This window comes from Acinetobacter sp. NyZ410 (assembly GCF_022828975.1).
Classification (GTDB): Bacteria; Pseudomonadota; Gammaproteobacteria; order Pseudomonadales; family Moraxellaceae; genus Acinetobacter; species Acinetobacter guillouiae.
Genome location: NZ_CP094620.1, coordinates 1,026,762 through 1,039,147, shown reverse-complemented (window position 1 = coordinate 1,039,147; position 12,386 = coordinate 1,026,762). Strand labels below are relative to the sequence as shown.

Annotated in this window: 12 protein-coding genes; 5 read left to right on the top strand and 7 right to left on the bottom strand. The window is 37.4% G+C overall.

Annotated elements, in window-relative coordinates; translation table 11 throughout:
- The first annotated feature begins 261 nt into the window (after nucleotides 1-261).
- The 5 genes from MTO68_RS04805 to MTO68_RS04785 all read left to right on the top strand — a co-directional run bounded on the left by MTO68_RS04805 (nucleotide 262) and on the right by MTO68_RS04785 (nucleotide 4,829).
- Complete coding sequence (locus MTO68_RS04805) at nucleotides 262-1,812, top strand: hypothetical protein (protein ID WP_244015261.1); 1,551 nt, start codon at nucleotides 262-264, stop codon at nucleotides 1,810-1,812.
- Between the two features lie 269 nt (nucleotides 1,813-2,081).
- Nucleotides 2,082-2,870: a crotonase/enoyl-CoA hydratase family protein gene (locus tag MTO68_RS04800; RefSeq protein WP_244015258.1), complete on the top strand. Its 789-nt coding sequence runs from the start codon at nucleotides 2,082-2,084 to the stop codon at nucleotides 2,868-2,870.
- Between the two features lie 49 nt (nucleotides 2,871-2,919).
- Complete coding sequence (locus tag MTO68_RS04795) at nucleotides 2,920-3,828, top strand: alpha/beta fold hydrolase (protein ID WP_244015256.1); 909 nt, start codon at nucleotides 2,920-2,922, stop codon at nucleotides 3,826-3,828.
- A 29-nt stretch (nucleotides 3,829-3,857) separates the two neighbouring features.
- Nucleotides 3,858-4,418: a TetR/AcrR family transcriptional regulator gene (locus MTO68_RS04790; RefSeq protein WP_244015254.1), complete on the top strand. Its 561-nt coding sequence runs from the start codon at nucleotides 3,858-3,860 to the stop codon at nucleotides 4,416-4,418.
- 36 nt (nucleotides 4,419-4,454) lie between these two features.
- Entirely contained in the window at nucleotides 4,455-4,829 is a 375-nt protein-coding gene (locus MTO68_RS04785) for a lysozyme inhibitor LprI family protein (RefSeq protein WP_244015252.1), read from the top strand.
- On the opposite strand, the gene MTO68_RS04780 is transcribed toward MTO68_RS04785, so the two are convergent.
- The 7 genes from MTO68_RS04780 to pgaB all read right to left on the bottom strand — a co-directional run bounded on the left by MTO68_RS04780 (nucleotide 4,823) and on the right by pgaB (nucleotide 12,276).
- Entirely contained in the window at nucleotides 4,823-5,407 is a 585-nt protein-coding gene (locus MTO68_RS04780; RefSeq protein WP_244015250.1) for a hypothetical protein, read from the bottom strand. The genes MTO68_RS04785 and MTO68_RS04780 overlap by 7 nt on opposite strands.
- A gap of 178 nt (nucleotides 5,408-5,585) precedes the next feature.
- Nucleotides 5,586-6,212 (bottom strand): hypothetical protein, encoded by a 627-nt coding sequence (locus tag MTO68_RS04775; RefSeq protein WP_244015248.1) that lies wholly within the window; start codon nucleotides 6,210-6,212, stop codon nucleotides 5,586-5,588.
- Nucleotides 6,213-6,352: 140 nt separating this feature from the next.
- Nucleotides 6,353-7,270, bottom strand: coding sequence for an HARLDQ motif MBL-fold protein (locus MTO68_RS04770; protein ID WP_244015246.1), 918 nt, complete (start codon nucleotides 7,268-7,270; stop codon nucleotides 6,353-6,355).
- Between the two features lie 140 nt (nucleotides 7,271-7,410).
- Nucleotides 7,411-8,538, bottom strand: a complete 1,128-nt coding sequence (locus tag MTO68_RS04765) for an acyltransferase (RefSeq protein WP_244015244.1) — start codon at nucleotides 8,536-8,538, stop codon at nucleotides 7,411-7,413.
- 58 nt (nucleotides 8,539-8,596) lie between these two features.
- Complete coding sequence (gene pgaD, locus MTO68_RS04760) at nucleotides 8,597-9,010, bottom strand: poly-beta-1,6-N-acetyl-D-glucosamine biosynthesis protein PgaD (protein ID WP_004819458.1); 414 nt, start codon at nucleotides 9,008-9,010, stop codon at nucleotides 8,597-8,599.
- Nucleotides 9,011-9,043: 33 nt separating this feature from the next.
- Nucleotides 9,044-10,309, bottom strand: a complete 1,266-nt coding sequence (pgaC, locus tag MTO68_RS04755) for a poly-beta-1,6-N-acetyl-D-glucosamine synthase (RefSeq protein ID WP_004819456.1) — start codon at nucleotides 10,307-10,309, stop codon at nucleotides 9,044-9,046.
- A gap of 8 nt (nucleotides 10,310-10,317) precedes the next feature.
- On the bottom strand, nucleotides 10,318-12,276 hold the full coding sequence (pgaB, locus tag MTO68_RS04750) for a poly-beta-1,6-N-acetyl-D-glucosamine N-deacetylase PgaB (RefSeq protein WP_244015242.1): 1,959 nt from the start codon (nucleotides 12,274-12,276) through the stop codon (nucleotides 10,318-10,320).
- Between the last annotated feature and the right edge of the window lie 110 nt (nucleotides 12,277-12,386).

Sequence of the window (12,386 nt, the reverse complement as noted above, 5' to 3'; positions counted from 1 at the left end):
AATATAAATCATACACAAATTGATATTTACTGCATTTTAGCTTACCAACAAATTGAGCTTTAAAACGCATAAAATGACACCAATGAAACTTTTTATAAATGAAATACTAAGCTTAATTTAAGACATTTTTAGCACTAATTTATTCAATTTATACGACCAATTTATCTAAATTTTGTCAGAAAATGCCACCCAAATATTGAATATGGCATGGATAATGTATACACCTGTATATTAATGATGAAATAAAACGAGATATTTTGCATGTCCAGTTCAATTGATGGTTTACAGTTTCCAGTTCATCCAAAGACTCAAAAAAGTAGCAGCTCGCAAGTCGGTAAAGAAATCATTGCAGAAGCACTTTCCTTGGTTGATCATCTCAGCGCACAGCAAGCTTTAGATGAAAAAAACTGGCGTAAAAATTATCCAGTTTATTTTAAGGCATTGGTCGAACATGGGATTCGTTCAAGTCATAACGCCATCACTATTGCCAAACAAGGCTTGCACAAAGCCCAACATAGCTTTGATTTCTTTAGAGATGGGCAACGCTATTCTTTAAAAGATATTGGTACAGTTCCAGTACTAGACAGGATTCAAAGCGTTAGTTTTAAAGGTCATTCAAATGATAACGTTGAATGGTTTGTACCCTATCACGGGCAAAAACTACAAGGCGAAGCGCTATATCAGCAAATTCAAAAGTGGCAAGATACTGGCATTATTGAAGCCAGCCATGCAGATGCACTCAGAGAAGTGATTGCTCATCCCGAATGGTTTGATTTATCGGATCGTACCTTAGTTTTATTTGGCGCAGCTTCAGAGGCAGGCCCATTAACATGGTTATCGAAATGGAAAGCCAATATTGTTGCCGTTGATCTACCCAATGAACGCGTTTGGGAGAGAATTCTTAAAGTCATTGAAAATGGCAATGCCACACTGTATGCACCTAGTTTTCAAAAAATTCTCAACACCCATGATATTGACGAATTAAAAAGCAAACTTGGTGCAAATTTACTGACCCAAATTCCAGAAATTACACAATGGCTTTGTGATAATCCACACAAGTTAGATTTGGCCTCAATTGCTTATTTGGATGGTGAAAAACATGTGCGTGTGTCGATGGCAATGGACACGATTATGAGCCATGTTAGTGAACACAAGAATGATTCATCACTAATGTATATGTGTACGCCTACAGATGTTTATGCAGTACCTGAAGAAGTGATTGAAGGTTCAAACACAAAGTTCAAACATAGATCAAAATTTGAAACTGTACTCAGCAAAGGGATTGCAACCCTTTCCTTAAAGCAATTCTTTAAGCACCATGATCAACAATTGATTCGCTCTGACAATGGTAAATTCTATGGGATTGCTGATTGTCTGGTGGTTGAACAAGGCCCTAATTATGCCTTGGCAAAACGTATCCAACAGTGGCGTGCAACTTTAGCACGACATCAAGGGCAACATGTCAGTATCAATATTGCACCATCCACGACGACACATTCGGTCACCAAGAATCCGTTGCTTAAAGCTGCGTTTAACGGTGCAAGTTTATTTGATGTAGAAGCATTCCGCCCTGAAACCACCAATGCAATTATGGCAGCGCTTTGGATTCATGACTTAAGAAATCCGAAGTCTGTTGCAAATCCAGAAACTGAGATGGGTCATCCATTAGAATTAATGATGGAAGGCGCAAATCATGGTGGTTTATGGCGTGTCGCCTATCTTGCTCGCACAGCCTTACCTTTTGCTGCAATTTATGGATATGCCAGTGATAAATTACCGATGCAAAAGCTTTTAACCAAATTTAAAAAGTAATTCTTCAAGTTTAAATCTCTTTAAATTAAATGCCCAGTGATAAATTTAGCTGGGCATTTAAGTGTATGAGCACATTTTTAAATCTTATTAAATTCATAATAAAAAGCATAGGCATTCCCTCATAGCGCCAAATAACATACACAATGCAGCAATCCTTTAATGCCTTAAATATGCTATACCAATGTAAACGGTTCAGTCATTCTAAAATGATTGACAGTTTTCTAACGATCGTTTAAAAACTTATAAAACAACCAATGAGAGAACAACAAATGTCAAATCTACAAGGAAAAGTCAGTCGTGAAATTCGTGGTCATATTTTTTTAATTGGCTTAGATCGTGCAGATAAACGCAATGCTTTTGATAGTCATATGATTCACGACCTATCACTGGCTTTAACTGAATATGAAAACAATCCAGAACTACGCTGTGCGGTGGTCTTTGCACATGGCGATCATTTTACCGCAGGATTGGACTTGGTTGAGTTACAACCAAAATTAGCCGATGGTGTTTTTAATTTTAGCGATGATATTGTGAATCCTTGGGGAACTGTTGGACGTCAAAGAACTAAACCATTGGTAACCGCAGTACAAGGCTATTGTTATACCGCTGGTATTGAATTGATGTTGAATTCTGACATCGTTGTCGCCAATGAAAATACTCAATTTACCCAAATTGAAGTACAGCGCGGTATCTTACCGTTTGGTGGTGCAACAGTACGTTTCGTCCAAGCCGCTGGCTGGGCAAAAGCCATGAAATATGTGTTAACTGGTGATTTATTTTATGCACAAACAGCCTATGAAATGAACTTAGTCACTGAGGTTGTTGAGGATAACCAACAGTTAACACGTGCCATAGAGCTGGCTGAAAGTATTGCCAATGCTGCACCACTTGCCGTCCAAGCGGCACTGCATTCGGCACATCAAGCCTTTTTACAAAGTCCTGAAGTCGCATTTGCAAATCTACAAAATCTACTTAGCCCTTTACTTGCCTCAGAAGATGCGCAAGAAGGTGTAAGAGCAATGATTGAACGTCGAGCACCACAGTTTAAAGGCAAGTAAACCAATCATAGTGATATACGGCGATAATCTAATAACTGTGGGAACAATCATGCAAAATTTAAAGTACTCAACTGAAGTCCAACACTTGAATGGCAATAGTTTTACCAGCCAAACCATCAGCTTTAAGGCACGGGATGGTTATGTATTGGCTGGCGTACTTTACACGCCAGTCAATACATTCAAAGCAACTATAGTTGTCTCCAGTGCAACAGGTGTCCCACAAGCATTTTATCGCCGCTTCTCTGAATATGCCGCACAATTGGGTTATCAAGTACTCACTTTTGATTATCGTGGCGTGGCCAAATCTGCGCCACGGCAATTAAAAGGTTTTAAAATGTCATATCTGGATTGGGGAACATTAGATTTAGCAGGTGCAATTGACTACAGTTTTAAACAAGATATGCCCCTATTTTTAGTTGGACATTCTTACGGCGGACAAGCTTTAGGCTTGACACCGAATCACGACAAGGTAAGTGCAATGTATTGTTTTGGCACAGGTGCTGGCTGGCATGGCTATATGCCATTGAAAGAAAAAATTAAAGTTCAGGTAATTTGGAACATTATCTTTCCACCTATGGTGGCGATTACAGGTTACTTACCTTGGAGTAAACTCAATATGGGTGCAGATTTACCTAAAGGGGTCTACCAACAATGGCGTAGATGGTGTAAAAATCCCACTTACTTTTTTGCAGATCCTGAGCAACAAAATTTGCATGAACAATATGCCCAGATTAAAACGCCGATTTATGCAGTGGCCGCTTTAGATGATGATTGGGCATTGCCAAATTCTCGTTATGCTTTTATGCAACATTATAAAAATGCGCCCATGCACTTTATCAACATAGCTGCAGACGAGTTTGGTTTAAAACAGATTGGGCATATGGGCTATTTTCGTCAAGGTTCGGAGCCAATTTGGGATAAAATGTTTAATACTTTCGAGACATTCATCCACAATTAATTTTAAGCCCATAAGCAGCAAGGTCATCTATGCGCCCACAAAAACTTACGCCTGAACACATGTTAAATACCTGTGCTTTGCAATTTAAAGCACATGGTTATGCAGGGACAAGTATGGAGATGTTGGCAAAAGCATGTGGACTCAGTAAAGCATCTTTTTATTATTATTATCCCAACAAACAAGCCTTACTGATGCAGATCTTAGCGCACACACATCTTTATTTAAATCAATCCTTGTTTAAACTCGAAGATTTTGCTGTCGTGGATGCAAGTCAACAATTTCAAATCATCCATGATAAAGCTGTTCATTTTTTTAGTTATGAAATAAAAGGCTGTTTAGTTGGGATACTGTCCTTAGAGGCAAGCCATATTTCCTTAGAAGTCTTGGAAAAAATCCGTGAAATTTTCCAAGATTGGCAAAATGCCTTGTATCAATTATTTCAACAAAAAATGGATCAAGCCGATGCACAAATTTTGGCAAAAATAAGTGTGGCCGATTATGAGGGTGCTATTTTAATGTATCGACTGAATAATGACCTGTTCTATTTAAATCAAGTCAAAGCGCGAATTTCTCAACAACTCGCCCTATAATACTCAACTAATTTGCAATTTCTTGGTGAACATTAAATGATAAAAAAGATCAAATATAGTTTTTTAGCTTTGCTTTTTGTGAGTCTATTCAATACCGCTTATGCACAATGCAATCAACAAGATCAACGACAAGCTTATCAATGTATGCAGCAGCAATTAAAAACAGATAAAGCGAAAATAAATAAGCTATATCAACGCATTTATCTGCAATACGATGATAACAACAAGTTATTACTAGAAAAATCACAAAAAGCTTGGCTTAATTATCGTGATGCTCAATGTAATGAACTCATAGGAAGTCTTACTTATGGGGCTTTGGGATTAGCATCAGGATTTGCACATTTAGATTGTGAAATCAATTCCACAACATTTCGACAAAAAGAGTTAAGCAGTCTAATAGAAAATCAATAACGATCTTTAAATTCGGCTTTATGTTCTATGCCTTGATGATCAACATGCGCATAGAACACCCCATAACGTCCGACATAGTATTCAAGTGATTGTTCATGATAGCTCCAAAAAATAGACCATTCACCAAAATCAAAAGAACCGATCTGACTTTGGGTATTCATCGGCATTTTACTGAGTACATCATGTTGAATATGCCCTGCTTGAGAAAAATCTTTGGTCTGTAAAGCTTGTTCAAAAAACAGTTGCGCTGCTGCATCAAATAAACGTTGGTCTTCATCAGTGACCTGCTTGGCGGGGGCATGTTGCTCCTCAAGTACAGTCGACTGCTCTACTTGAACTGTAGGACTTAATGGTGCTGTTACTGGTGCTGAACCCGCCTTTTGTCGCTCTTCTGCAATCATCTGTTTAATCAGCTTAGTTTTTTCGGGCAGTTCATGCTCTTCTTGAGGATTTTGAACCAATTGAGATAACGCTTGTCGTTGTTCTTCAAAAGCTGCATTAATTTTTTGTTTAGCAACCCACCGCCATAACACATATAGCGTGATCAAAAATAATAGCACCAGGATAAATTTCAACATAGCGTAATCTCAAGCATATAATACGCCCCAGTTCAGACTCATGAGCTAAGTTTAAAGCTGAGTATTTTGATTGTTTTTTTAATAGTTTACCCAGTAAATTGTATAACTATCTCACTAGAGATACCCAGCTTAAACGTAACAATTGTTTTCTTTATATAGATCAACCAGATCTCTTATTTTAATTTTGTAATGCTTTTAGATCACCTGAAGCAAATACGATCCCTTTGCCTAGCACCTTTTTGAGTATTACGGGTTTTCCTATATTTTTATATATCGGTTGATCATCTTTAAGCGCTTTTAAATCAATTTTTTGAATAAAAATCTGATCATTTTTACGATACAGCTTTACCCCGCCTTCATCTGAAGCCATATAATGAACTTTCACATGATAGATTTGTTGTAAATCTGGCATCCACACAATCACTAAATCGCCGCCACGTTCATACATACTGTCAAACACAATGGTATCAGCATCCACTTGTTCAGATTTAACACCAACATAACCACTGGCATCCACCTGTTGATCGACTAAATATAATGATTTTTTAGAGCCCAATTGTATCCCATAGGCCGAATAATATTGTTCTCTGTCTTGCTTTTTACTGGTACAAGAATAAGTTTTTAATACGACTTTTGTCGAGCGCAATTGATAAGTTTGAGGTGAAAATATGTCTTCATCATCTTGATGGCATTGTTTTGCAAGCTGCGTTTGAATATTGAGTTGTTGAAATTCTTGTGCATATATAGATGACGTGATCACGACACTACAAATGAATAATAACTGTTTGATATATTGTATTTTCATTTCAATTTTCTATATTTTAGGATAAGCCGTTATCTGTTATATATCATTTAAAAATAAATGATCAGTTTTATCTGAATTATAGCAATATTTAAAATAAAACACGCTATATAACGCATATAGCATGTTTTATTTTAAATTTATTATTGCAATGTTTTAAACTGCGCTAAGCGTTGTTGCTGCTGTAATTGTTGTTCAAATTCAACTCTCCCCTTCGCTACATAATTTTGTAAACCCGTCTGATCAATAAATGCTTTTTTATCACCTGCATTCAATTTGGCTAATTTCTGCTTCATATGGAAACGATCCGCTTTATTGGCAAGAAAAATATCTGCATGGATTGCATCCAAAGTTTTAAATGTGTGACGTATGTCTGAAACTAGATTTGGATAATTGTTATTATTTAACAAATAATAACCGCCCGTAAATAAACTGTCGGCATAGATAACTTTATAATTTTTAAAGTGATAACGGATATCTGTTGTCCAAGAGGTTGCACCTGGTAAATGGCCTGGCGTCGCATGTGCTGTAAAAATTTGACGACCGAGCTTTAACTGTTGCCCATCTTTGATGATAATATCTACAGCTACAGATGGAAAAGGCAATTGCTTACCTAAAGCGAAATCAGTCACGCCGCCATTTTCTAGCATTTCGGCATTGGCAGCACTTGCGACCAATTTAGCACCACTCCATTGTTTTAATTTGGCAAAACCACCAGCTTGATCTAGACGCGCATGACTATTAAGTAGGTATTTTACATCTGTGATTTTAAACCCCAATTTTTCAATATTGGCTTTAATCTGCACTGCCGACTGATCAATCCCACTATCAATTAAAACCAAACCATCACCCGTATCAAACAGTACCGAAGATAAATTTTCAGTACCGACATAATAGACATGATTAAAAATTTTAAAGGGCTGAATGGGTGTATTCCACGATTCAAACAAACTCATTGGCGGTGCATCAGTCAATGCTTGCTGAGCATTTAATGGGGCTGCTTGAGTAAATTGAACGCTCATTGCGATCAATGAAATAACAATGGATTTGAACAGATGCATATAAGCGATCCATGCTAAAAATGAGTCGCCCATACTTGATTAAATCACGATATTTATCAATTTTTTAATGTCTAAAAAACAACTCAATACATCTTAAATTGTAAACAATATTTGCAAATTGTATGCGAGTTTTTAAAGGACTAATTTAAAACCTTGTCAGCAATTTTATTACTGACCTTAATAGCCAACTGATCGACATAATCACTATAAAAATTTGCAGCAACCAAAGTGACTGCAATCGCAGTTAGCCCTGAGCAGATTACAGCGAGAGAATAACTCCAATGCCAACTTAAAAATAAGTTAAATAGTGGAATACAGATTAAATACAGCATCATTAGATGTAATAGATAAATAGAAAAAGATAACTTTCCTAACCAGACTAAAATCGGGTGATCTAAGCCTTTAGACAGTAATGGACTCATCAATACACTATAAACAATTAAAATCCCAGCGATGAAATTACTATAATCATAAGTATTCTCTCCTAAAATATGATGAACCCAGCTATAGGCTGCACTGGTATTATGTGCACCCGCCAAATATAGGCCAATCAATAGCATAGGAATAGCTACCACATTTGAAAGTGGCTTGGCATATAAATAAATATAGATACCAATAATAAAACTGGAAATCCCAAAACTAAAGCCTTGCCCTCGCCAAAAAAATGCAAGACAAGGAATTAAAAGTGAGCCTAGCCAAAAAGCAATATGTTTATAATGATACAAATAGAGTAGAAAAAATAATGCAAATGAGCCCATAAGCTCAATCGTCATCGTCCATAACACCCAGTTTATATCACTTTCTGAGAATAAAAATGCGCCTATAGTTCCTTCATATACTGCATGTTTAAAACTAAAATCTTGTATCGCAAATGCATGTAGCCAAGCCCCCACATGACTACTATCAATATGGATGACTTTAAGGACCAACCAAATGATGACACATGAAGTCAGTGCTGGAATCATTAAACGTGGATAGCGTTTAATCATCATATTGTTAATTTTTGCATGAAATTGTTGAGGGCTTTTTAAAATCGCATAACTGAGCACAAAGCCACTTAAGACAAAAAATACAAAAACAGCTGCATCACCTGAGTAGAGAAAACCAAAAGGCAAATGATGTATGGCATACACCCAAGCCAAATCTGTTTTCTCATTAGGATCAAAATGATGTAAAAATGGAAAAAAACTCATTGCAAGATGAGAAAATACGACAGCTAAACAAGCTAAACCTCGAATACTTTCTGCCGAGTTTATTTTTGCGGACATCTATGTTTCCCTGTGAAAACAAAAGCCCCAACCTGTGGGACTTTTGCTGACTAAGCCATTAGTCAATATATGTGATGCGACCATCAGCATCATGATGAACTGTAGCAATTTTTTGCTGACGAGAATGTATAAGATCATCCACATTCAGGTTGAAATGCTCGGCATACTCTTGTGTAGATTTAGCTTCTGCTTCCTTTTTGGTCTTCGCTGGAACAAAGTTACTCCATAACCACAAAGAAATCGCACAAGCAATCAACGCAAATAATCCGCTTTCTAATGCTTTTGCAAAAGCATTAAAGAAATAATGTACCAGTTGTGGTTTCTCAAGTGAAAGATATCCCACTAAGATGACAATAGGTCTCCAAAGCAGTAACCAAAATGCCCACAGCATAGCCGTCATTGTCGTGGAGAAATAACGACGATGCCACGGTAACTGCTTACGTACATCAATAATTAAAGAGTTTGTTTTCATATTCGTATCTCAAAACTTATTCTGACTAAAATGTTAGTCATCATGTCGCATACCACGATCTGGGCTAACCCAACGTGCTCTTTTACTTTCTCCACGTAAAAGAACTTTTGGAAATGCAACAATACTTGCCGTTACTGTAATCAACCAAAATACAAAGGGATACCAAATCATCCAATAGTAGTTTTTCACTAAACTCGATTCGTAACGACTATCCATCCACTTACTGATTGCGAACTGCAGTAAACAAGTTGTACCGAGTAAAATACCTGTTCCCATCGGTAATAATGGAGAACTCATTGCAGGGAATCCTGCATACGGTAGCAGCAAATGCAAAATCCAGAAAATCACCATAATCAGCATTAAATATGACCAGACTAAGGTGAGGATCAGCTCAATAATCAAAGGCCATAGAAAATTCAGCTTCGGTTTAAATAATACATCAAAATTCTTAATTAAAACTTGAGCGCCACCCATAGCCCAACGTAAGCGTTGTTTCCATAGACCATCAAAGGTTTCAGGCATTAAAATCCAAACCAAGGCATTCGGTTCAAACTTTACTTCCCAACCCGCGCGATGCAATTTCCAAGTAATATCAATATCTTCTGTCAACATGTTTGGTGACCAATAGCCCACCTCATGTACAGCACTTTTACGAAATGCAGTAATCACACCAGAAACTGTAAATAAACGACCAAAAGTACGTTGTGCACGTTTAATCATACCGACAATTGAAGAAAATTCGCCAACTTGAATCCGTCCAAGCAAAGTCGAACGGGTACGAATACGCGGATTTCCTGTCACAGCTGCAACGGTAGGATTATTGAGAAAATGACGAATCATCCACTGTGCAGCATATGGATCAAGTAACGCATCACCGTCAATACCAATTAAAAACTCAGCATCGGTAAGCAAACTACCCGCTTGTAAAGCCATGGCTTTACCTTGGTTTTCAGCCAAATGTACAACGCGAAGCTTGTCATACTTCAATGCCAACGCATTTAAGATTTCTGCAGTATTGTCAGAACTCCCATCATTAATCGCAATGACTTCAAAGTTTGGATAATTCAACTTCAATGCATGACTAATGGTCTCATCCGCATTGTCTTGTTCGTTAAAACACGGCACAAGCACAGCAACTAAAGGATATTCTTCCAAGGTTGGCGGTTGAGTATATGGCGGCTCTTTACGTTCTTTCCAATAGAAAATTAAAGCGCCTATCATCCATAGATACGACATAAATAATGGATAATAGAAGATAAAGTTTAATACGGATTGCCACAGGTGTTGAAATGCACTCATATCAGACCTTAAGGAACCAATCGTTGTGGTTTAGAATCAAATACTTTACGCATTTCAGCAGTATTTGGATGATCTTCTATTGGATCATCTGGGTAGTAACCCACATGCATCACACCTTGTTGATACAAAGACTGAATTGTTTGAGCAATTTCCGAGGTTGGAATCTTTTGATTATTACGCCAGTTCACTGCTTGTAACTCAAAAATCGTCTTTTTAATCCCATTGGGTTGTTTCTTCACGTTTTGTACTAAATCTTTATAAAACTTAGTTGCATCTGGCGCCTGTTCCATATACGGCATTGCCATAATTGCAGTAAAGTCATAATTTTTAATCGATTGTTCTAAAGACTGGGCATACCAGTTTTCCGAATATGCTGAAAGTGCAACTTGAGCATATAAGTTACGTGCAGTCAGTAAGAATGGTTGGTAATAACGTGCTTTTTGCGCCAAATCCATTGCAAAGTTATCAATGGTCTTGGTTTTAAAATCAGTCCATTTTTGCAATTTTGCATCATCATTACGAATTTCTTCTAAATCGGCTGGTAAACCAATTTTTTGATAGGCTTTAATCGCTTCTGGACTAGCATCTTCATAATCTGAAAGTGTTGCATCATCATGGAACAAGATGCCATCAAACGTCGTCGATTTTGCTAAATCCTGATATAGGCCTTCAATTACTTTACGTGCTTCTGGTGAATATGGGCTTAAACGATGATATCCCATATTTAAATGATCGCTGTCTTTGGCTTGCTGAGTCACCACCACATCTTTAGATGCAGGATTTGAAGCAGGTAAGTCCCAAGCCAACAAAGGCATCCATGCATATAAACGACTCACATGGGTACGCGTTTGAATCTGCCATGCAACACGGTTAAACAAATCTGCACGCATTGGCAGATAACGATTTGGGAAATACACCATATCGGCTGACCCATTCGCATCTGGATCAGCGAACGCCTGTAAGAATACCGTGGTGACATTCATTTCACGAATACGGTCTAACAGATGACCTAAGTTTTTCTCTTGCTGCGCTTCATCGGGATCATAGATATAGTCTAAATCCACATGCATGACTTTTTGTGGGCGGTTATTGTCAGTAAAGTTCATCTGACGGCTTTGAATTTCTTGTGCCAAAGAATCCGTGGTCATATTGCCTTCGACAAGAATACGGTTCAAATGACCTAAGGATTTTTCAATATGGTCTGGACCATCATCTAAGCTAATGGTAATCGGCATACCGACTTTTTTAGCCAAAGCAACCGCTTCCATATTATAACGACCATATGGCCACACCATCACACGTGGTGCTTTTAAACTATGCGATTGCAATAATTTATTATTTTTTTTCAAATCACTAAAAATACGATCTGCATAGACTTTGTCAGATTCATAGGATTTACTTTTTGGATCGTATTCGCGTGTGACAGCGGCAGGCTCAGAGTTGCCCTGAGGATTGCCTAAAATACCACGATGTAAATTATAACTGTGGCTACCAATTTCTACATAGCCACTCTTTTGCATGGTTTTAAGTTCATCCCAAGTCAAAAGTTTTTTACGTGCTAATTTTTCATCTCCAAATTGAACCATTTCGTTGGCTTTAGGTTCTAACCATGAGCCAACGACAGCGAGTACAACAGGAATTTTACGTTGTTTAATGACCGGATATGCATATTGATAAAAAGATTGATAACCATCATCTACAGTCAACAATACAGGTTTGGTGGGTAGTTTATATTTACCTTCGTTGGCTTTAATAATCTGGTCTACATTGACAAAATTATAGCCATTTTTTTGTAGCCAATCTAAATGCAGCTCAAACTGTTTCGTGGTCACAGCATAGTCTGGAATCACTGCATCATGGTTCGGCGTAATTTCATGATAACCAATAATCGTCAGCGTATTTAAATCAATTTTAGGTAATTCATGCTCGATTGGAGTTTCAGTAGCAACTTGGTCTACTTCTGCCATTGCACTATTATAAAAGGACGAAAACAATAGTGTTACGCATATCATCGCTGAAGGAGAAAAGTAACGGCTTAGCATATATTTAAATACTCGATCATCATTGTTTTAAATCT